The following is a 21171-nucleotide window of genomic DNA, read 5'->3' as shown; positions in this document are numbered from 1 at the left end:
AACTATTCAGCAGCTTCTCTGTCAGTGGGTTTGAAATGCTGGCGGGCGTAGGTGCAAAACGATCCTAGCAAGCCCTGACATTCCGCCAACAGGGTATCGTCAATCAATTTAGGCTCGTTTTCGGCGGCTAGCAGCGTTTTGTGTAGCGCTGTTGCGCCGATCATCGCAGCACTGCCCGCCATGCTGTGGATGGTGGCTATTGTTTGTTGTTCGGATGTTGTCCCTAAACTGGCTCGTAGGCCCGCCAGTTCTTCTTGGGTGGTTTGCTCGAATTGTGCCAAAATAGACAGCGCTTGATCTGCGCCAAGTGTGGAGCGCAACTCGCTTAGGGCGTCCAAATCTGCCTCTGGTCGCGCAGGTTTGGCGTGTAGGGGAGTGTTTGGTCCTTGCTGTCCCGCAAAGACGGTCTTGTCCAAAAGTTGCGACAGATTGTTGAGCCTGATCGGCTTGATCAGATAGTCACTCATGCCCGCATCAAGCACCTGTTGCAGCATATCCCCGCCGTTATGGGCGGTGATGCAAACAATCGGTCCTTGGGGGACTTGATTGCCTAGAATGACTTGGGCCGCCTCAATGCCGTTCATTCGCGGCATGCTGAGGTCCATCAGGATTAAATCAAATTGTGTGATCGCGCATTTGTCGACAGCTTCTTGCCCATCTTCGGCAAAATCATAGCTGCACTCAAGCCGCTCCAACATTCGCCCGATCAGCGTGTGATTTGTTGCATTATCATCGACAACCAGCACATGTGGGTTACTGCGGTTTTTGGGGGCACGATGCTCGCTTATTTCTGGCGTTATCGCTGAACCGGCAGAGGTGAAATCACCGCTTGGAACATGTTTGAATGTGCCGCTAAACGTGAACGCGCTTCCTTTTTGCGGTGCGCTTTTAACCGCGATTTGCCCGCCTAATTTTTCCGTGGCACGTTTAACGATGCCAAGACCAAGCCCTGTGCCCTCGGAAGTGCGGGTGTAGCCCGCGTCGCCCGTTGCAAAGTCATCAAAAATGCTGTCGATTTTTTCGGGCGCAATGCCAATCCCGTTATCTGTTACGGTGATCCGTAGGTCGATTTTGTCGCCTTCTGTATGACCGTTAAGGTCGACGCAGATCCGTCCGTTTGCGGTGAATTTATTCGCGTTGGCCATCAGGTTCTCAAGCACGGACTCCAACAGGCTTTGATTGGCCAAAATGTTCAGGTGGGTTGGCCAGTTTGACGTAAAGCTGATGGTGTTTCCTTGCTTCAACAGCAGAGGCTCCAGCAGGTCCACAAGCCGCTGCACAAGCTCTTGCGGGTTCAGTGCGTCCGCGTGCGACACATCTTGCGCGCTTTTTTCTGAATCGCTGAGCCGGGCCAATTCAAGGGTGTTGTTGACCTGTTCAAGTGCTTTCATGCCTGAGCGCTTGCCCAAGCCAATTAAGTCACGCAAATCTTGCGTTGCTTCATCATGCGCCAGAAGGTCAAAAGTTGCCAGTACGCCCTGCAGCGGGGTGCGCATTTCGTGGCTCATAACAGCAAGAAATTGTTCTTTTGCCAAAGCATCGCGTTTGGCTGCATCCACAGCTTCGTGCAGCTTTTCTTCGTTATCAATGCGCTCAGAAATATCGCGCAGAATGCCGATAAACAACGAATTATCATTGGCATCTTTGCTGGACGCGATTGTGGTCTCTGCTGGAAATTCACGGCCCCGTTTGTCGCGGACTTTGAAGATGTGCCGTCCGTTGTCCACGACTTCGCCTTGGCCGCCGTTGGACAGAAATTGCAAGCGCTCGGAGTATTCTGCTTGGTACTGTTCGGGAATGAGTAACTCGTGAACAGGTTGCCCCAAAGCTTCGGTTTCGGTGTAGCCAAAAATGCTCTCGGCGGCGGCATTGTATTGTTTGATGTAGCCTGATCCATCCGCAATAACGACAGCATCCTGGCTGGCTTCGACGATGCGATTTAGGTTATATGCAATGCGTTCGGTAACGACCGCTTTGCTTTTTAGGCGACGCTGGAGCGCCCATGACACGGCCAGCATTCCAAGCAGTAGGGCCACGATCAAAATCAGTAAACTGGCGTAGTTTTGAAGCATGCCAAGGTGCTCATTCCGCTCGTCTGCGGCGTCATTCACCAGCACCTGAAGCGCTTGGATAGCGTATTGACGGACATCATTTTGGGAGGCGTCTGCCATCGCAAGAAGCTGCTCCAGGTCGGGGAGGCTTGGACTGGTCCAGCTGTCTATGATCCCAGCCATTGCCTCTTTGCTTTGGTAGAGTCGTGTGATGATGTCGCTGAGTTCTCCGTTCCCACCAGAAAGTGCACCTTCGTAAATGAAACGACTGGCGTCCACGCGGCTGTAATAGATGTCAAAAGCCCGTTTGATTGGAGTGGCATCGATACCTGAAAGGTCGGCGACGATTGTGTTTCGTGTGCGTACCGCCGCGTTGCCGGTTTCTGCAAGCTCGCGTGCAATCGCAAGGCGCAGGTTTTGATAGTCCACCTCGACCTGAACGATCGTCCAGGTAACATTGTCAGAGGTGGCGTATCGAAACTTCTCAGCAGATGCCTTTAGTCCGGTGTAGTAGTACCCGACGAGAGCCATGCCCAAAACAGTCAAGCATAATGAGATCGCTAAAGCAGAGCGAACGGCGCGGCCATCCGCCCGCACTGCTTCGATGTTACGTTGGAACATGGGTCTAAATCTGCGTAACAGTCAGTCGCTCCAGTTGCCAAACACTCACCGCATAGATCGGTTCAGTGCGATATTTCGGGTCTTCATCATAGGGAAACACTACCCAAAGTGGACCATTTTCCCGAATGCTGAACGCTTCACCATCGATACGGTTTGCGATGATAGGGGCACGTTCCTCGATAAGTGCGTGATGGATATCGACAGAATAGTTGTTCGCCGCCGTCGCTGTGACTTGCGCGATGTCGCTGCCAACGTGTTTGAGTACATCAAGCAGGGCAGGGCCAGAGAACGTGCGCGGCTTGTCGGTCCAGATTGTTGATGTGGTAAACGAGATTTGCGGAAGGGCATCAAGCATTTGCGCGTCAAAGACGGCAGCATCACCTGCGTTTGTCAGCGCGATGTCCCCATCAACACGCAGCAATGCGGCTTGGGTTGGCTGTGCAAGGCTGGTCTTTGCGCCAAGCTGCGTGGCGGCAAGTAGAAATGGTGTAGATAGAAGCAGATTTCGGCGGCTTTGATTGAAACTAGATACCGACTTGTTAGACTTTCGGAGCATTACACGCTCTCCTCGTAATAGCTATTTAACACTGTGTCTGTCTGACACATCGTTTCAAAGAACCTAATACTATCTTAAGATATAACAGATAATCCTTAGACAATCATAAATTGCCGAAAGGGTGGGCTTGGTGTTGTTTCAATCTGCTCGGCATACAATTAGATAGTAATCACTGCTTTGTGATACTTCAGTGTAGGGGCGCGTTACGGATGTTTGGTTCAGAGAATAGCTCGGTCATTTCGGTGTTGATCGCAGATGATCATCAGCTTGTGCGGGATATGATTGGGGCGTTCATAGAAGCGCAGCCTGATTTTGATATCACACCTGTCCCGAGTTATGATGACGCGCTAGCCACCCTTGAAAGCGGAAAGTCGTTTGATGTGGTGCTGCTGGACGTGAATATGCCCGGCATGAAGGGCCTTGAGTGTATCGAGACGCTTGTCCAAAAATTTCCAAAAACATCGATTGTGATTTTCTCGGGCAGTGCCTCTGATGCATATGTAAAAGATGCGCTGGATGTAGGCGCCAAAGGATATATCCCCAAGACCTTACCGTTCAAATCACTGTTGAACACAATCCGTTTGGTGGCTTCGGGTGAAGTCTTTGTGCCATCGTCTTTTCTAAGCACAGCGGCGGAAACAGGTGATGAGGTTAACTTCGGCATGTCTGCGAATGAGTTGCGGGTCTTGCGGAAAGTATGCGCGGGGCTGTCCAACAAAGAGATCGCACGTGACATGGAAATGACCGAAGTGACGATCAAAATGCACATGCGCGGGATTTGTAGCAAAATGGGCGCAAAAAATCGCACCCAAGCGGCTGTGATCGCCCTGCGTGAGCAAATCGCTTAGACAGCATCACCCACGGCCGCCGCGTAAGTAAGTTTGGTGCGGATAATTGTTCCGCAGCAAGTTTTAAGGTCTGGAAAATCCGATCCCGTATCATATTTACTGACACATATGATTTAGGAGCCTTCATGATTTTCCGCAGCCTTGTCGCGCCGCTTTCCATTGCCCTGACATTCTCACTGACCAACATCAGTTTCGCGCAGCAAAGCTCGGCGAGTGCTTTGTTTGACGTTATGAAGTTGGGCAAAATTATCTCTGTTATGCGTGAAGAAGGGCTGGCCTATGGTGCCTCCCTTGGAGACGAGATGATGCCGGGGCGCAGTATTCCCGAATGGCCCAGCGAAGTCGCCCGCGTTTACGATCAAGACAAAATGATCGACGGGATGCGTGATACTTTTGTAGCCGCATTAGGTGACCGCGACATGGGGCCCATTGTGGCGTTTTTCAAATCTGATTTGGGTCAGGACATTGTAGAGCTGGAGTATTCAGCGCGTGTAGCGTTCCTTGATGAGGCGATAGAAGAGGGTGCCATTGCGCAGTATCAAGACAGGGAGGCCGAGAATGATCCGATGCTCGCGGCCGTAAAATCGTTTGTCGCAACAAATGATTATGTCGAGGCCAACGTAGCAGGCGCGCTCAATTCTAACTTTGCATTTTATGCAGGCATGATTGATGGCGGTGCGTTATCCTCGCGTATGTCGGAGAGCGATATTTTGGCCGATGTCTGGGCCCAAGAGCCTGAAATCCGCTCCAATACAGAAGAGTGGCTCTATTCTTATTTATTGATGGCGTATCAACCCCTTGGGGTTGAGGGGCTGAATGCCTATGAGCAGATCATGGCCACTGCTGAAGGTCGCGCAATGAATGCGGCCCTGTTCGAAAGCTTTGATCAAATGTATGTCGCCATAAGCCGTGAGTTGGGCCAAAGCGTTGCCGGTTATATGTTGGCAGAAGAGCTTTAACTTTGATCGTCGGGGGCAAGCTGCGCAATTGCTGTCTTTTCACGCTGCCCTTTAACCCTTGACGTATAAACCTCACGAAGGCATATGAGGCATTCCTGTCGCGGGAGGATTCCGCGTGCGGGTTATTTTAATGACAGTCCCGACATCGGGGCGCGCTGTTTAAGGGTCGCAAATTTTGCGGTGAACGCCCCAAGGGGGACCTGATGACGCGGTTAGACAAGGATGACGCATATGTTTGCGGTTATGAAAACCGGCGGCAAGCAATATAAAGTCACAAGCGGCGATGTGCTGCGTGTGGAAAAGCTGGCTGCTGATGCGGGTGAAACCGTTCAATTCAACGAAATTCTGATGATCGGTGCCAATGTTGGCGCACCTTTGGTCGATGGCGCTGCTGTACAAGCAGAAGTGATTGACCAAATCAAAGGTGAAAAGACGATCAATTTTGTCAAACGTCGCCGTAAGCACAGCTCAAAACGCACCAAGGGCCACCGTCAGCAACTGACGCTCCTTCGTGTAACCGAGTTGCTAGAAAAAGGCGCGGACAAAACTGGTGTAAAAGCTGCGATCGGTGCGGGTTCCGTGTCTGGTGCGGCTGTTGCGGCAGCAGCACCTGCTGCGAAAAAAGCAGCGCCAAAGAAGGCAGCGGCTCCAAAAGCAGCCAAGGCAGAAGCAAAAGCTGACGCCGCGACTGGCAGCAAGCCAAGCAACCTGCTTACCGAAGCACGCGGCGGCAAAGCTGATGATCTGAAAAAGATCTCTGGTGTAGGTCCGAAATTGGAAGGTCTTCTCCACGAGAACGGCGTATTCCACTTCGACCAGATCCTCGGTTGGGGTGCAGAAGAGATTGCCTATATGGATGACAAACTGTCGTTCAAAGGCCGTATCGAACGTGACGACTGGGTTGCACAAGCAACACAGTTCGCAGCTGAACAGGAGTAATTCCAGATGGCACACAAAAAAGCAGGCGGCTCATCCCGCAACGGTCGCGACTCCGCTGGACGTCGCTTGGGCGTGAAAAAGTTTGGCGGCGAAGCTGTCATTCCAGGTAACATCATCATCCGTCAGCGCGGCACAAAAGTGTGGCCGGGCGAAGGTGTTGGCATGGGCAAAGATCACACAATCTTTGCGACTGTCGAAGGTAACATCCAGTTCCACAAGGGTCTGAAAAAGCGTACTTTCGTATCTGTCACTCCGCTCGCGGAAGCTGCTGAATAAACAGCCGACGTCCTAAGAAATTTAAAGGGATCGGCCATTAGGCCGGTCCCTTTTCTTTTGTCACACTACTTTTGCAATTCTTGCATATTGCCAGTGCTTTATCCGGGCTCATTAAGTGCTCTGCAACTTATCTCCGTGACACTAATTTAGCGCAGCTTTATGCGCGAATACACGAAAGGTCATCGTCATGAATGTCGATACAAAAGCATCCGTCATTTTATGTGATCGTTTCGTTTTGCGCCCCTTGCGGGCCTCTGATCGTGGCTTGATCAAGATGTATACAAGTGACGAGCGTTTAGCGCGCAACACTGAATCCATTCCTCATCCGCTGCCGCCCGGAGCTACCAAGGCGTTTATTGACCGCGGCTTGGCCGAAAATAGTGAGCATGACATCTGGGTCATGGACGGCTCTGATCATGGGCTGGCCGAAGTTTTGGGTGTGATCGCGCTAAAGCGTCTGGACGACCGACAATCCGAGATCGGCTACTGGGTTGCTCCTGCGTTTTGGAACACTGGTTTTGCGTCCGAAGCTCTTGGTGCCATTGTGGAGGTAAACCCGCAGGGCGCTGAAACGCTTTTCGGCCAAGTCTTCCAAGATAATCCCGCCAGTGGCAAAGTACTTACCCACTGTGGCTTTCAGTATCTTGGGGATGCTGAGGTCTTTTGCGTGGCCCGCGATGCAGCAGTCCCGACGTGGACATACCTGCGCAAATGTGGCTAAAGACAGATTAACGAGGTGGCTCGCCCCTCAATAAGTTTCGCGGCGCAAAGCTGCACTAAGGACATGATATGAAATTCCTCGATTTGGCCAAAGTCTACATCCGTTCCGGCGCGGGCGGGGGCGGTGCCGTTAGCTTCCACCGTGAAAAATTTGTTGAATATGGTGGTCCGGATGGCGGCGATGGCGGGCGTGGCGGTGATGTCGTTGTGCAATGTGTCGATGGGTTGAACACCTTGATTGACTTCCGCTACCAGCAGCACTTTTTCGCCAAAAACGGTGTTCCGGGTATGGGGAAACAGCGCACGGGTGCAGACGGTGATGACATTATTTTGCGCGTTCCAGTCGGCACCGAAGTGCTGGATGAAGATCAGGAAACTGTCATTGCCGACATGACTGCGGTTGGTCAGCGGGTCATTTTGGCCAAAGGCGGCAATGGTGGTTTCGGCAACCTTCACTTCAAATCATCAACAAACCAAGCGCCACGCCGCGCCAACCCCGGCCAGGAGGCCGTTGAGCGGACCCTTTGGTTGCGCCTGAAACTGATCGCTGATGCGGGGCTTTTGGGGCTGCCGAATGCCGGTAAATCCACTTTCTTGGCCGCGACATCTAATGCGCGGCCAAAAATTGCGGATTATCCATTTACCACTCTGCACCCGAACCTTGGTGTGGTCGGCATTGATAATGCTGAATATGTCGTGGCGGATATTCCGGGCTTGATCGAAGGTGCATCTGAAGGGCGCGGCATTGGCGACCGTTTCCTTGGCCATGTTGAGCGGTGTGCGGTGCTGTTGCACCTGATCGACGGTACGTCTGACACTGTGGTTGAAGATTTCAAGACGATCATCGGTGAGTTGGAAGCTTACGGTGGTGAGCTGGCGGCGAAAGATCGCGTGACTGTTTTAAACAAAATTGATGCTCTCGATGACGAAGAGCGTGCCGACCTGAAAGCTGATCTTGAAAAGGCGGTCGGTGGTCCCGTGATGCTGATGTCAGGCGTGAGCCGTGAGGGTCTTGATGCCGTCCTTCGCAAAGTACGCGCCGAGATTGAAGCGGACCGTGCCCGCGAACGCGCAGCTGGTGCTGAGGAAGAACCATGGCGTCCTTAACAGCGGCCAATCGCATTGTTCTGAAAATCGGATCGGCCTTGTTGGTTGACCGTGAAAGCGGGACTTTGCGCGCAGAGTGGTTGTTGGCTTTGGCGCAAGACGTCGCTTGGCTCAAAAGCTTGGGTAAGGACGTTGTTTTGGTCTCATCGGGTTCGATTGCATTGGGCCGTGAGGTGTTGGGGTTGCCCGCTGGCGAGTTGGCACTTGAACAGTCTCAGGCCGCGGCGTCTGTGGGACAAATCCGGCTGGCCCGCGCATATGAGGAGGCATTGGCCCCCCAAGGTATCAAAACGGGGCAGGTGCTTGTCACGCTTGAGGACTCTGAGGACCGCCGCAGATATCTTAATTCGCGCGCAACGCTGTCACAATTGTTGAGCCTTGGTGTTGTGCCGATCGTTAACGAAAATGATACGATCGCAACTGACGAAATTCGGTACGGTGATAATGACCGGCTGGCCGCACAAGTGGCGGTGACTGTCGGGGCAGACCAGTTGATTTTGCTCTCGGATGTTGATGGGTTTTATTCCGCGAACCCGCAATCGGACGCGTCGGCGCGCAGGTTTGATGTGATTGAAGAAATTACACCCGAAATTGAAGCAATGGCCGGAGATGCCCTGTCGGGGTTATCCAAAGGCGGAATGAAGACCAAACTTATGGCTGCAAAGATGGCAACGGATGCGGGCTGCGCCATGGCGATCACATTAGGCACGCCGCGCAACCCTTTGAAGATGCTTGAAGAAGGCGCAAACTCAACATGGTTTAATGCAACAGAAAGCCCGCAAAGTGCGCGTACCCGTTGGATTGCTGCGATGATGCCCAAAGGCTCTGTTACGATTGATGCTGGTGCTGCGAAGGCGCTGCGGTCGGGTAACTCACTTTTGCCTGCAGGGATTATGGCAGTCAGCGGGACATTTGGCCGTGGCGACCCAGTTGAGATACTTGATACTTCAGGCGCGCATGTGGGGCAGGGATTAACCCGCTATACCAGCACGGAGGCCACAGTTTTGAAGGGCCACAAGACGGCTGAAATTGCGGGGTTGCTCGGGTACGCAGGGCGCGCGGCATTGATCCACCGTGACGATATGGCGCTTTAAGCCAAAAGATTGGACAGACAGATGACCGATACACATGAAATTCCCGCATTGATGCAAGACATCGGCCAACGGGCAAAAGCCGCAAGCGTTGCCTTGGCTAACGCCAGTGCTGAGCGGAAACACGCGGCGCTGATCTCGGCCTCTGAAACTTTGTGGAAGACCCGTGATGCGGTGATTGAGGCCAATGCGCTTGATCTTGAATACGGTCGCACCAAAGGCCTTAGCCCCGCGATGATGGATCGCTTGATGTTGGACGAAGAGCGCATTCGCGGCATCGTAGACAGCCTGCGCGCAGTGGCGGAACAGGCCGATCCTGTCGGAGAAGTCATCGCACAGTGGGACCGTCCCACAGGTCTGAATATTTCACGCGTGCGTACGCCGCTTGGGGTCATTGGGGTGATTTATGAAAGCCGGCCAAATGTCACGGCTGATGCAGGTGCGCTGTGTTTGAAGGCGGGTAACGCCGTTATTTTGCGTGGTGGCTCCGAGAGTTTCCATTCCTCGCGCGCCATTCATGCGGCCCTTCAGCAGGGACTTCGTGATGCGAATTTGCCCGAGGATGCAGTACAACTGGTGCCTACTCGTGACCGTGTGGCAGTTTCAGAAATGCTCAGCATGACGCAGTATATCGATGTGATCGTGCCGCGTGGTGGAAAGGGTTTGGTGGGGCTTGTGCAGCGCGAAGCGCGGGTTCCCGTTTTTGCCCACCTTGAAGGCATTGTGCATATCTACATCGACAAAGCAGCAGACCCGCAAAAGACACTTGATGTGGTGCTTAATGCAAAGACGCGCCGCACGGGGATTTGTGGTGCTGCGGAGTGTTTGCTGATCCATGAAGAGGTCAAAGATAGTCTGGGTGCCGAGGTGATCCGCGCGCTTTTGCAAGCAGGTGTAACCGTTGATGCAGATATGAACCTGCAGGGCATTGAGGGAACACAGGCGGCCACGGCAGACCATTGGGGCCATGAGTTCCTTGATATGGAAATTGCGGCAAAGACGGTTGCGGGACTGGATGAGGCAATGGCGCACATTCGTCAGTATGGCTCTGATCATACGGATTGTATTCTGACTGAAGATGCCACAACTGCTGAACGCTTTTTGACTGAATTGGATAGCGCAATCCTGATGCACAACGCCTCGACGCAATTTGCAGATGGTGGTGAGTTTGGCATGGGGGCCGAAATTGGAATTGCGACCGGCAAAATGCATGCGCGCGGGCCGGTTGGCGCAGAGCAATTGACCAGTTTCAAATACATCGTACGCGGCGACGGGACGATCCGGTCTTAAGTCCTGCGCCTGTGCACTATGCTTTGCTAGAATGTCATTTTGATTTCGGCGTCGCTTACTTCAATATCTAGCGCGATCTGATGTTCTGCGCGCATTTGTGCGGTCAAAAAGAAATGCACATCCGACGGCCGGACTTTGGTAACTGCGGTCTCATCCGTCAGCATTGCCCACAACGCTGGATCGTGACGTAGGCGTTCTGAACGGCCCGTCACAGTGAATTGTCCTTCGTGGTGTGAGACGTTGATGGTTCCACCGAATGGTAGAGCGGTTTCAAGACACTGAACGCTTAGCAACGCAAACTGGGTGCGCTGGCGAAGCGGATCGTTTGTGCCGCGCCAATCAAATGTAATCCGCCCTGATCTGGAAAGCGCAGAGAAAATTGCGTTCAACTCGCTTTGACGGACAAGTTGATCTGCGCCTGCAGTGCCGTATGCCAGTCTGAAAAATTTGATACGGGCGTTTGCGGCCTCAACGCTTTCGGCAATCAGAAGCATTTCGGGTGTTTGTTCCGCACCCGTAAGCGCCATCAGTTCAACACCATTGGCAATTGCGCCTAAAGGGCTGATAAGGTCGTGGCAAATACGCGAGCCAACAAGGGCGCTGAGGTCTAGCGGAGTGCTCTGAATTTCTTGGGTCATGTGGCGCCTGTCAAATAAGGACTGATGATGTCTGAGCTAAACACATTACTAGAGCCGGGGCAGTTGGTGAGAAACCCGAACCAGCCTGATTGGGGCATAGGTCAGGTGCAATCCAACGTTGCGGGTAAAGTTACAGTTAATTTCCGCGAGCAGGGAAAAGTCGTGATTGTTGGCTCGCAAATCGAATTAGAGTTGGTTTTCGACCTCTAGCTACGCGTTACCCGTTAATAATGTCTTAATATATGCGCGTTGCCAAGCGCAGGTCAGGCAAATAAGACGTAATGACGGTATTGGACCGCGGGTTTGCTATGCCTGAAAGGAACCCTTTGATGGGGCATTCACCAAAATTTACGGTTAGATTGGCGGCGTCTGCGGATGACATCCGTGCGGCACAAGCTTTGCGTTATGAGGTATTCGTCGCGGAACTTGGCGGCAATGGCCCCATGGTTGACCATGATGCGCGGCTTGAGAAGGACCAATATGACCCGTTCTTTGAGCACCTTATGCTCTTTGATGCAGAGACCTGTGTGGGGGTCTACCGGCTACTATCCAGCGACGCGATGCCCAAAATTAGCCGCTACTATTCCGAGGATGAATTCGATCTTGGACCTCTGAAAGCCAGCGGTCGCCGGTTGTTAGAGCTTGGCCGCTCGTGCGTGCATAAATCCTACCGTGGTGGTGCTGCACTGATGCATTTATGGCAAGGTCTGTCAGGCTATATCGCAAAAAATGACGTTGATATTCTGTTTGGTGTTGCCAGCTTTCACGGCACGGACGTGGACGCCCTTGCACACCCGTTGAGCCATTTGCACCACAGGTTTTTGGCACCACCTGAGTTGCGTGTAACCGCGACGGGAGAGGCGGCAGTTGCGATGGATCAGTTGGCTGAGGAACAGACAGATGCGCGCCGTGCGCTTCTTGAAACGCCGCAGCTAATCAAAGCGTATCTGCGTATGGGCGGCATGGTCGGGCAGGGCGCTTGGGTCGATCACGCATTCAACACGGTCGACGTGTGCATGGTTTTGGACATGGCGCGCATCAATCAAAAACAAGCCGCACTTTATCAAAGGGCTCCACGATGACCACTTGGAACGAGGGGGAATATCCCATTGAGGCACCACTTGGCGTGCAAGGCCTGATCCGTCTTGTATGGCGCGGCTCGGTACTGGCGCTTGTTACGTTCGGCTGTCTGGCCGTTTTGCTTTTGGTGCGTCTTGTTGAAAAACCGTTGTTCGGTCTGCGCCGTCCTTGGACGCCATTCATCACGCAATTTGTTTGCCAAACGGCGTTTCGGATTATTGGCATGCGCAGGCGTGTCTTTGGCACGGTGATGCCGCAGTTCGGTGCCATCGTGGCAAATCACGTAAGCTGGCTCGATATTTTTGCCCTTAACGCTAGCAAGCGCATCTACTTTGTCGCCAAATCTGAAGTTGCGAAATGGCCCGGTATTGGCTGGTTGGCGCGGGCGACTGGCACTGTTTTCATCAACCGTAATCCCCGTGAAGCGGCCCTGCAAAAACAGATATTCGAAGACAGATTGCATGCGGGCCATAAGCTATTGTTCTTTCCCGAAGGCACAAGCACCGACGGTAAGCGTGTTCTATCCTTCAAGCCAACGCTTTTTGCAGCCTTCTTTGAACAACCTCTGCGTGACGAAATGTGGGTGCAGCCGGTTACGCTGATTTATCACGCCCCTGATGGTGCTGAGCCACGGTTTTACGGATGGTGGGGAGACATGGACTTTGCCCCGCATTTGCTGCGCACATTGGCTGGTGTGCGTCAGGGCGGCGTAGATGTGGTTTATCATCCACCGTTGAAGGTCTCAAACTTCGCCAGCCGCAAAGAGCTTGCCCGGGCGGCCGAGGAAATTGTACGCGGTGGCCTAGATGCTACCGAGATGTCTTAAATCATGGCCCCGTGAAGTGCTTTGAGCGCCTCTGTCGGGTTTTCGGCGTCCCACACTTCTGCACCAACGGCAAAGAAATCCGAGATCGGTGCCAATGCGCGGATCGTAGCCGCATCAAGGCCACCTTCTGCCACGCAGGGGACTTCGATCATTTCTGACCACCACTGGAACAGATCCGGCTCAGCTAATGTCCCGTCACCCAGTCCCGTGTCACGGCAGGGGCCGAAGCAAACGTAATCCGCGCCGCCTTCGGCCGCGTTCAGCCCGTCATGCCGCGATGCCGCACAATTACTTCCCACAATGGCATCATCGCCAAGCTCTTTGCGGGCATGGCGGATTGTGCGCGCACCATCTGTCAGATGCACCCCGTCAAGGCCAAGCTTATCGACCATCAGCAGATGGTGCTCGATCACGATTGCAACGTCGCGGGCGTGACACACCTCGCGGCACGCATCAGCGGCGCGTGCGATGGCGTCGTCGTCGCTGCTGGCAAGGGCAAGGCGGAAACAAGCCACGTCGACCTCATCGAGCATTTGACCCAAGAGCGCGGGAAACGTGCTTAGTTCGATCTGCGGTGGCGAGATCAGATAGAGTTGTGGCGCGATGGCGTCAGCGATGTCATCGGTGGATGGTGTATTGGTCATATCTGCCCCAAACCTAGAGTGCGCAATTTTGAGGACCTCTATCAAGGGGTTGCCCTTTCGCCAAGCGGTTCGTAACAGATTGTCATGAGCAAAACCCCCCAAAATACGCCCGCACCGCTTGCACCGCCGACCTTTGTGTTGGTGCGCCCCCAGATGGGCGAGAACATCGGCGCGGCTGCCCGTGCGATGCTGAACTTTGGTGTCGACAGGATGCGCCTTGTTGCACCGCGTGATGGATGGCCCAATCCAGCGGCCAAGGCGATGGCATCGGGGGCAGGCCGCGTACTTGACGGAGCGCAGGTGTTCGACACATTGGCGGATGCTTTGGGTGATTGTGACTACGTCTTTGCGACGACCGCCCGCCACAGGGGGTTGACCAAACCGATCTACAGCCCCGAAGCAGCAATGGAAGTGGCCGCAGAAAAGACCGCGCAGGGCCTTAAGGTTGGCGTGATGTTTGGCCCCGAAGCTGCAGGGCTTGAAAACGATGATATTGCGCGGGCCAATGCCACTATTACTGTGCCTGTTAACCCTGAATTTCCCAGTCTGAACCTTGCGCAATGTGTCTTGCTGACAGGGTATGAGTGGCGCCGCCAGACCACGCGTGTTGAACCGCTGGCCCATGAAATGGTCAAAACCGATTGGGCGCCGCATATTGAAGTTGAGCGGCTTGCGGATCACTTTGAGCAACGGTTGGACACAGCTGGGTTCTTTTTCCCGCAGGCCAAAGCGCAGAGCATGAAAACGAACCTGCGCAATATGTGGTCACGTATGGCGCTTACCCGCGCGGACGTACAAACCCTGCACGGAATGCTGCGACAGCTTGTCTGGTCAAAAGACACCTCGGACCGCTAGCTGTCGCGCTCGATTGGGCCTATATTGCTGCCTAGATAATCGCATCAGAAGGATCGCCCGCTATGGCTAAATCACGCGCCATCTTTGAAGAGGTCTCAAGCAACGACAAGGGCAGCAATGCGCCTGTCACGGGTGGTATCGACGCGGCGCGGCGCGGTGCGCGCGGTTTTCTGAAAGGCTGGCTGATTGTTCTGTTTGCGCTGGTCGTCATGATGATTGCTGTTGGTGGTCTCACGCGGTTGACCGACAGTGGGCTAAGCATCACTGAATGGCGTCCCGTGACCGGAGCAATCCCGCCGATGAATGCCGCCGATTGGGCGTCAGAATTTGAGAAATACCAAGAAATCCCCGAGTATCAGCTTCAGAACAAGGGCATGAGTATGTCCGAATTTAAAGTGATCTATTGGTGGGAATGGGGGCATCGTCAGTTAGGCCGTTTCGTGGGGCTGGTCTGGGCGATTGGCTTCTTCGGCTTGCTTGCAACGCGTCAAATGCCCGTGGGCTGGACCGGCAAAGCGGCTTTGCTCGGCGCGCTTGGGGGAAGCCAAGGGGCGATTGGCTGGTGGATGGTTTCGTCGGGTTTGGACAACGGAATGCTGGATGTGGCCAGCTACAGATTGGCAACGCATCTGGGGTTGGCGTTTGTCATTCTTGGGGTGATCGCGTGGTATGTTTTGCAGCTTTCGCGCAGTGACGGTGCGTTGATCCAAGCGCGCCGCCTTGGTGAACCTGCACTTGCGAAATTGGCGGTTGTTTTGATTGCTCTGACGGGTCTGCAGATATTGATGGGCGCACTGGTCGCGGGCATCGATGCCGGGCGCAATTATATCGATTGGCCTTTGATGGCTGGTGGCTTTTTGCCCCCTGATTTATTCACCCTTGAACCACTGTGGCGGAACTTTTTCGAAGATGATGGTTTGGTGCAGTTTATGCACCGTATGACCGGCTACATCCTTTTTGCTTTTGGTATTTTCATTTGGCTACGGGCGCGCCGGTCCCCGAACACGCAAACACGTTTTGCTTTTAACTTGGTGTTGGCGATGATGACTGTGCAAATGGTTTTGGGAATTGTGACGGTGATGAATTCATCGCCATGGGAATTGGCGATTGTGCATCAGTTCGGCGCGGTTGTGTTGTGGGTATTGGTGCTGCGGGCACGCTTTTTGGCGATTTATCCGCTCGCACAATCTGTCAGAGGGTAGGTGGCGATGTCTTACACGGAATTGATGGCATTTGTCCGCGAAACCCAAGCGCTTGGGCAAATCGCGGGGCGATTGGGTTGGGACCAAGAGACAGTGATGCCCAAAGGTGCGGGGGCACAGCGGGCGGAAGAACAAGGTGCAATGGCAAAGGTTTTGCACACGCGTGGCACAGATCCGCGCATCGCAGAGTGGCTTGACGCCGCCACGCCAGAAACGCCGGAGCAAGCCGCGCAATTACGCCATATAGAAAGAAGTTATGCGCGGGCCACGAAAGTACCAGCAGATCTTGCCGCACAGATAGCCAAAGTGACATCGCTGTCCCAAGGTGTGTGGGCCGAGGCGCGTGCAGCCGATGATTTTGCAGGCTTCGCGCCGACACTGTCGAAAGTTGTGGCGCTGAAGCGCGAAGAGGGCGCTGCGTTGGCAGATGGCGGAGACGTGTATGACGCCATGCTTGATGATTACGAGCCGGGCATGACGGCGGCAGAGTTGTCAGCGATGTTTGATGCGCTTCGTCCGGGTTTGGTTGCCCTGCGTGATAAGGTGATGGGGCGCGCGCAACCGCCTGCGCTCAAGGGGTCGTTTGATGAGGCGCGCCAGTTGGGGTTGTCGTCAAAATTGGCGCAGGTCTTTGGCTATGATCTGTCCCGCGGACGTATCGACAAAGCGGTGCACCCGTTTTCATCTGGTAGCGGTCAGGATGTGCGTATCACCACCCGCACGGCGGCGGATGACCCTTTCAATTGTTTCTACTCGACCATCCACGAGGTTGGCCACGCGTGTTACGAGCAAAACATCGATGACGCCTATTTGTTGACGCCCCTTGGTGCGGGTGTGTCGATGGGCGTGCATGAAAGCCAGAGCCGCATCTATGAAAACCAGTTAGGGCGCAGCCGTGCATTCACGGGCTGGCTTTTTGGCCAAATGCGCGATGCGTTTGGTGATTTTGGTGTGGCCGACGAGGACACGTTTTTCCGCGTTGTGAACCGGCTGAACACGGGGTTCATCCGCACCGAGGCCGACGAGGTGCAATACAATCTGCATGTGGCCCTTCGCTTCGATCTTGAGCGTGAGTTGATGTCCGGTGCGCTTGATGTTGCTGATCTGGAGGACGCGTGGAACAGCCGTTTTGAGGCCGATTTCGGCTATGCCCCTGACCGTGTAAGCAATGGGGTTTTGCAAGATGTGCACTGGCCTGTTGGTCTGTTTGGGTATTTCGCGACCTATTCGCTGGGTAATGTTTATGCCGGATGCCTGCACGAAGCACTGCGCCGAGACGTCACGGGCCTGGATGATATGCTTGCCAAGGGAGACACCTCTGCAGCTACCGGTTGGCTGCGACGCAATGTGCAGTGTCATGGTGGGCTTTACCGACCGAAAGAAGTCATTGCAAAGGCTTGCGGCACGTCAGAATCAGAGATCACAGAAGCGCCTTTGTTGGCCTATCTGAACGAGAAATTCGCGTCTTAGCGGCGGGCTGCAGCCACCCAAATCAGCGCAAGTGCAAGGCTCACGATGCCGTTCCAAGTAGGCATTGATAGCCCAAGGAACGCCCATGCGATATCATCGCACATCACCACTTTGCCAGCGGCGTTGGGATCCAGCAACGCGTTGCCCGACAAGCCTGACAGACCGCCACCAGTGCAACTTGATGGGCCTTCCCACCACTTTTGCTCTACGCCTGAATGATAAAAGCCAATCGCGGATGTGGTTGCGGCAGCAAGGGCACCGAGCCATGCAATAACGCGTGCAGGAACAATCAACATCAACCCGCCCAACACGATTGCGGCAGCATGGGGCCAGCGTTGCCACAGGCACATTTTGCAAGGTGCGAGCCCGCCAAAATGCTGAAAGCCATAGGCCGCAAGCATAAGCGCGAGTGAACCACCCGCCGCGATCAAACTAAGACGCTTCATAGAAATTTCACCCCATAAACGCCGCCAATCAAAACGACGACAAAGAGTGTGAACATCAACGGTAGCCGCTTTTCGATGAAGGTTTTGATAGGGGCGCCAAATTTCCACAACAGTGCCGCGACGATGAAAAAGCGCAGTCCGCGTGCGATAATCGATGTGACGATGAATGTGCCCAACGGCATCGCGGTCCAGCCCGACATGATCGTGATGACTTTGTAGGGGAAGGGCGTGATCCCCGCGATGAGAACCGCCCAGAACCCGACGTCATTAAAGCGGCCATTGAAGGCCTCCATGCTGTCGGTCTTGCCCAAGGCCTGCAAAATAGGTTGTCCGATGGTGTCAAAGGCCAGTGCCCCGATCGCATACCCTAAGAGGCCGCCCAAAACCGACGAGACAAGTGCAACACCTGCAATCAAAAACGCTCGTGACGGGGCAGCAAGGATCATTGGGATCATCAAAATGTCAGGAGGGATGGGAAAAACCGAACTTTCTACGAAAGACACAAGTGCGAGCACCCAAAGCGCGTGAGGGTGCTCGGCCATGGACAAAGTCCAGTTGTACAACCGTTGGATCAAATGCTCGCCTCACCGCGTTACGAAGAACTTTAGCCAATGGTGATAGCGAGATTGGGCGAGGGGTCAACCAGTGGGAAAGGCTACCTGTCTGGATATTTATAAAACAAAAAGAGGGCCCCCACCGCCGCGCATGACATTGGCAACGGTGAGGGAAGGCATTTACATGGCCGCGTTGAGGTTTTGGTCGATCTTTTCCAAGAACCCTTCTGTGGTCAGCCAGCTTTGATCCGGACCAACCAGCAGCGCCAAATCTTTGGTCATGAAGCCGGATTCAACCGTGTCCACGATTACTTTTTCGAGCGTCTCAACAAACTTCATAAGTTCCGCGTTATTGTCGAGTTTCGCACGGTGCTTCAGACCACCTGTCCACGCATAGATAGAAGCGATCGAGTTGGTCGATGTTGCTTCGCCTTTCTGGTGCTGACGGAAGTGGCGCGTGACGGTGCCGTGTGCGGCCTCTGCCTCAACGATTTTGCCGTCCGGCGTCATCAATTGGCTCGTCATCAACCCGAGCGAGCCGAAACCCTGAGCGACTGTGTCAGATTGTACATCGCCGTCGTAGTTTTTGCAGGCCCACACGAACTTGCCTGACCATTTCATCGCGGAAGCGACCATGTCGTCGATCAAACGGTGCTCATACCAGATGCCTGCCTCTTTGAATTTTTCGGCAAACTCTGCGTCAAAGACTTCTTGGAACAAGTCCTTAAAGCGGCCGTCATAGGCTTTCAGAATTGTATTTTTAGTCGACAGATACACAGGCCATCCAAGGCTCAGCCCGTAGTTGAACGACGCCCGCGCAAAATCAATTATTGAGGCATCAAGGTTATACATGCCCATGGCCACACCCGCAGAGGGGCTGTCGTAGACATCTTTTTCGATCACTGTGCCGTCTTCGCCCACAAACTTCATGGTCAGCTTGCCAGGGCCGGGCATCAGGAAGTCTGTTGCTTTGTACTGATCGCCAAACGCGTGGCGGCCAATCACGATGGGGTCCGTCCAGCCCGGCACAAGGCGGGGCACATTTGAGCAAATGATCGGCGCGCGGAACACAACGCCACCCAGAATATTCCGGATCGTCCCATTGGGCGAGCGCCACATCTTTTTGAGGCCAAATTCCTCGACACGTTGCTCATCTGGGGTGATCGTTGCGCATTTGACGCCGACGCCGTATTTCTTGATGGCTTCTGCTGCATCAATGGTGATTTGGTCATTGGTCTCGTCACGTACTTCCATGCCCAGATCGTAGTATTTCAGATCAAGATCGAGATACGGCAGGATCAGCTTCTTCTTGATGAAGTCCCAGATAATGCGTGTCATTTCATCGCCGTCGAGTTCAACGACGGGGTTCTCTACCTTAATTTTTGTCATGATTGGGCCCTTTGCAATTTGGCTGGCTCGTGAATCAACGGGTGTTTCAGGCTTTGGTTAGCGCAAAAACTTTTCCAACGAAAGCATAGTATGCAATTGTATACTAATAAAGAGTGAAGCAACTTCGCGCTAAGTATTATTGGCAAACCATAGATCAATTTCAGGCTTTATCGCATTCCAAAGGGCGGGAAAGCCGCGTTTGATTTTTGCAGCTACACGGGCCTCAAGCTGTTCGCGCGTGACGTGATAGGTTGGCCAAGTTCCACCGTGTTGTGCAAGATTGGCCAAGACGGGCTGTGCGCGGTCAATGGATTTAGCGAAGATCGCGTTGGGGCTTTCGGCGGCTTCAAATTCTTGCCATAGCGCAGTCAGCTTAGCGCCTTCCTTGTGAGGCAGAAGGCCAAAAATTCGTGTAGCGGCGGCTTGTTCCTGGCTTTCGATTTCAGCGGCGTCAAAGCTACCGTGGATGGGGGTGTCGCCAACGTCCACTTCAACAATATCATGGATAAGCAACATCTTGATGATTGTCGCGGCCTGCGTATCTGCAGAAAGATCTGTGGCGTGACCTGACAAGATCAGCCCGAACATGGCGAGATGCCAGCTGTGCTCGCCCGAGTTTTCCTGCCGTGGGTCGCTCAAAATGGGGGTGGCGCGTAGGACTTGTTTCAGCGCGTCTGTTTGATGGATGAATGCAGTAATGTCGGCCAGTGGCCCTGTTGCAGTTTGGTTGTGGTGCAACGCATCCAGCAAATCATACGCAGCTGGCCAAGTTTGCTTGAGGCGCGCGGCGCGGCCCGTTGCAAGGTTATCAACGCCGATTTGGATATGGTCATCACTGGCGCGTGCGCCCGTCATGACCATCAGTTCGGGATGCAGGTGATCGCAACTTCGTGCAAAAACCGCTGTGTCAGATGTGCCAGCATCAAATTCGCGCCACAGTGTATGAAGTGCGGCGCCTTGTGCGGCTGGCAAAAGTCCGAAAAGGCGGGTGGCAGCTGCTTCTTCTTTGGCGGCAATTGCGGCGTTGTCGTGATGCAAATGAATTGGATGGTCGCCTGCGTCGATCTCAACAATGTCGTGGATCAACAGCATTGCGATCGCGCGGTCAACGTCGACCGGTTTGGGGAAGTAGGGGGCTGCGACCAGTGCAAGAAGTGCTACGTGCCAACTGTGCTCGGCGGTATTTTCAGGGCGCGCATTGGTGGTCAAAAGGTTGTTGCGGTTTATCTGCTTCAGCCGGTCAATTTCGCGCAGGAACGTCAATTGCTGATCAAGATCATGGGGCGTGTTCGGCGCAGGAACTGGCCAGTGGGCGGTATCGGTCATGTGTGTGGGTTGGTATCCGTGGAAGCGCGGTGGGCGCGCAAAGTTTCAACAAGAAACGCGCGGGCTTTTTCAGCTGCCATTTTCGTACGCACGTTGGTCAGAAAGGCTTCCTCAAGAGTTTGCGAGGAGGCGCCCAACACAGATGCGACCTGAATAAAAAGCCGTTCGTCGCCAATTTCTTTTTGGACGGCGATACACTCGGCTGCCAACTCAGAAGCCATCTTTTGAAGATCGTCCATGGGCGGTTCCTTAGGGCGGAAAGATCATACTGGTAACGATACAT

The 21171-nt window shown here is 53.9% G+C and carries 23 protein-coding genes; 14 read left to right on the top strand and 9 right to left on the bottom strand.

Annotation, left to right across the window (positions count from 1 at the left end; all coding sequences use genetic code 11):
• Window positions 1-2: 2 nt before the first annotated feature.
• Both OLX08_RS02455 and OLX08_RS02450 read right to left on the bottom strand, forming a co-directional pair.
• Window positions 3-2672: a PAS domain-containing hybrid sensor histidine kinase/response regulator gene (locus OLX08_RS02455; protein WP_391482258.1), complete on the bottom strand. Its 2670-nt coding sequence runs from the start codon at window positions 2670-2672 to the stop codon at window positions 3-5.
• A gap of 4 nt (window positions 2673-2676) precedes the next feature.
• Window positions 2677-3228 carry an oxidoreductase gene (locus OLX08_RS02450; RefSeq protein ID WP_391482256.1) on the bottom strand — a complete coding sequence of 184 codons (552 nt, stop codon included), beginning with the start codon at window positions 3226-3228 and terminating at the stop codon, window positions 2677-2679.
• 209 nt (window positions 3229-3437) lie between these two features.
• Between OLX08_RS02450 and OLX08_RS02445 the strand changes: the two genes are divergently transcribed.
• From OLX08_RS02445 to OLX08_RS02410, 8 genes are all read left to right on the top strand, one after another.
• Entirely contained in the window at window positions 3438-4076 is a 639-nt protein-coding gene (locus OLX08_RS02445; protein WP_391482254.1) for a response regulator, read from the top strand.
• Between the two features lie 125 nt (window positions 4077-4201).
• Entirely contained in the window at window positions 4202-5035 is an 834-nt protein-coding gene (locus tag OLX08_RS02440) for a DUF2059 domain-containing protein (protein ID WP_391482252.1), read from the top strand.
• Between the two features lie 231 nt (window positions 5036-5266).
• Window positions 5267-5974: a 50S ribosomal protein L21 gene (locus OLX08_RS02435; protein WP_048597682.1), complete on the top strand. Its 708-nt coding sequence runs from the start codon at window positions 5267-5269 to the stop codon at window positions 5972-5974.
• Window positions 5975-5980: 6 nt separating this feature from the next.
• The gene (gene rpmA / locus OLX08_RS02430) at window positions 5981-6250 is read left to right on the top strand and encodes a 50S ribosomal protein L27 (RefSeq protein ID WP_048597681.1); all 270 of its coding nucleotides are present in this window, start codon (window positions 5981-5983) and stop codon (window positions 6248-6250) included.
• Between the two features lie 187 nt (window positions 6251-6437).
• Window positions 6438-6971: a GNAT family N-acetyltransferase gene (locus tag OLX08_RS02425; protein WP_391482250.1), complete on the top strand. Its 534-nt coding sequence runs from the start codon at window positions 6438-6440 to the stop codon at window positions 6969-6971.
• Window positions 6972-7039: 68 nt separating this feature from the next.
• Window positions 7040-8077: a GTPase ObgE gene (obgE, locus tag OLX08_RS02420; RefSeq protein WP_391482248.1), complete on the top strand. Its 1038-nt coding sequence runs from the start codon at window positions 7040-7042 to the stop codon at window positions 8075-8077.
• Window positions 8065-9171: a glutamate 5-kinase gene (gene proB, locus OLX08_RS02415; RefSeq protein WP_391482246.1), complete on the top strand. Its 1107-nt coding sequence runs from the start codon at window positions 8065-8067 to the stop codon at window positions 9169-9171. Before obgE ends, proB begins: the two co-directional genes overlap by 13 nt.
• A gap of 21 nt (window positions 9172-9192) precedes the next feature.
• Window positions 9193-10458, top strand: coding sequence for a glutamate-5-semialdehyde dehydrogenase (locus tag OLX08_RS02410; RefSeq protein WP_391482244.1), 1266 nt, complete (start codon window positions 9193-9195; stop codon window positions 10456-10458).
• Between the two features lie 26 nt (window positions 10459-10484).
• Here the strand turns inward: OLX08_RS02410 and OLX08_RS02405 are convergent, their stop codons facing one another.
• Window positions 10485-11096: a histidine phosphotransferase family protein gene (locus OLX08_RS02405; RefSeq protein ID WP_391482243.1), complete on the bottom strand. Its 612-nt coding sequence runs from the start codon at window positions 11094-11096 to the stop codon at window positions 10485-10487.
• A 27-nt stretch (window positions 11097-11123) separates the two neighbouring features.
• On the opposite strand from OLX08_RS02405, the gene OLX08_RS02400 reads away from it, so the two are divergent.
• The 3 genes from OLX08_RS02400 (at window position 11124) to OLX08_RS02390 (ending at window position 13002) form a co-directional block, all read left to right on the top strand.
• A complete protein-coding gene (locus OLX08_RS02400) occupies window positions 11124-11306 on the top strand; it encodes a DUF3553 domain-containing protein (protein ID WP_048597676.1) in 183 nt (60 codons plus the stop codon).
• A gap of 119 nt (window positions 11307-11425) precedes the next feature.
• A complete protein-coding gene (locus OLX08_RS02395) occupies window positions 11426-12178 on the top strand; it encodes a GNAT family N-acetyltransferase (protein ID WP_391482242.1) in 753 nt (250 codons plus the stop codon).
• Window positions 12175-13002: a lysophospholipid acyltransferase family protein gene (locus tag OLX08_RS02390; protein WP_391482241.1), complete on the top strand. Its 828-nt coding sequence runs from the start codon at window positions 12175-12177 to the stop codon at window positions 13000-13002. Before OLX08_RS02395 ends, OLX08_RS02390 begins: the two co-directional genes overlap by 4 nt.
• On the opposite strand, the gene OLX08_RS02385 is transcribed toward OLX08_RS02390, so the two are convergent.
• Window positions 12999-13646: a thiamine phosphate synthase gene (locus tag OLX08_RS02385; protein WP_341245702.1), complete on the bottom strand. Its 648-nt coding sequence runs from the start codon at window positions 13644-13646 to the stop codon at window positions 12999-13001. The genes OLX08_RS02390 and OLX08_RS02385 overlap by 4 nt on opposite strands.
• A gap of 84 nt (window positions 13647-13730) precedes the next feature.
• Between OLX08_RS02385 and OLX08_RS02380 the strand changes: the two genes are divergently transcribed.
• From OLX08_RS02380 to OLX08_RS02370, 3 genes are all read left to right on the top strand, one after another.
• On the top strand, window positions 13731-14501 hold the full coding sequence (locus tag OLX08_RS02380; protein WP_391482239.1) for an RNA methyltransferase: 771 nt from the start codon (window positions 13731-13733) through the stop codon (window positions 14499-14501).
• A 62-nt stretch (window positions 14502-14563) separates the two neighbouring features.
• Window positions 14564-15703 (top strand): heme A synthase, encoded by a 1140-nt coding sequence (ctaA, locus tag OLX08_RS02375; protein WP_391482237.1) that lies wholly within the window; start codon window positions 14564-14566, stop codon window positions 15701-15703.
• Window positions 15704-15709: 6 nt separating this feature from the next.
• The gene (locus OLX08_RS02370; RefSeq protein WP_391482236.1) at window positions 15710-17173 is read left to right on the top strand and encodes a carboxypeptidase M32; all 1464 of its coding nucleotides are present in this window, start codon (window positions 15710-15712) and stop codon (window positions 17171-17173) included.
• On the opposite strand, the gene OLX08_RS02365 is transcribed toward OLX08_RS02370, so the two are convergent.
• The 5 genes from OLX08_RS02365 to OLX08_RS02345 form a co-directional block, all read right to left on the bottom strand.
• Entirely contained in the window at window positions 17170-17619 is a 450-nt protein-coding gene (locus tag OLX08_RS02365; RefSeq protein ID WP_391482234.1) for a disulfide bond formation protein B, read from the bottom strand. The two genes, OLX08_RS02370 and OLX08_RS02365, sit on opposite strands and share 4 nt — an antisense overlap.
• Window positions 17616-18194: a YqaA family protein gene (locus tag OLX08_RS02360; protein ID WP_391482232.1), complete on the bottom strand. Its 579-nt coding sequence runs from the start codon at window positions 18192-18194 to the stop codon at window positions 17616-17618. The genes OLX08_RS02365 and OLX08_RS02360 overlap by 4 nt, the downstream gene beginning before the upstream one ends.
• Before the next feature lie 159 nt (window positions 18195-18353).
• Window positions 18354-19562: an NADP-dependent isocitrate dehydrogenase gene (locus OLX08_RS02355; RefSeq protein ID WP_391482230.1), complete on the bottom strand. Its 1209-nt coding sequence runs from the start codon at window positions 19560-19562 to the stop codon at window positions 18354-18356.
• A 129-nt stretch (window positions 19563-19691) separates the two neighbouring features.
• A complete protein-coding gene (locus OLX08_RS02350) occupies window positions 19692-20888 on the bottom strand; it encodes an HD domain-containing protein (protein WP_391482229.1) in 1197 nt (398 codons plus the stop codon).
• Window positions 20885-21127 (bottom strand): hypothetical protein, encoded by a 243-nt coding sequence (locus OLX08_RS02345; RefSeq protein ID WP_391482227.1) that lies wholly within the window; start codon window positions 21125-21127, stop codon window positions 20885-20887. Before OLX08_RS02345 ends, OLX08_RS02350 begins: the two co-directional genes overlap by 4 nt.
• Window positions 21128-21171: the final 44 nt, after the last annotated feature.

The sequence above is a fragment of the Nereida ignava genome, from assembly GCF_047114695.1.
In the GTDB taxonomy this organism is placed as follows: Bacteria; Pseudomonadota; Alphaproteobacteria; order Rhodobacterales; family Rhodobacteraceae; genus Nereida; species Nereida ignava.
The sequence above is the reverse complement of the archived record's forward strand: the minus strand, read 5'-3'. Positions and strand labels throughout refer to the sequence as shown.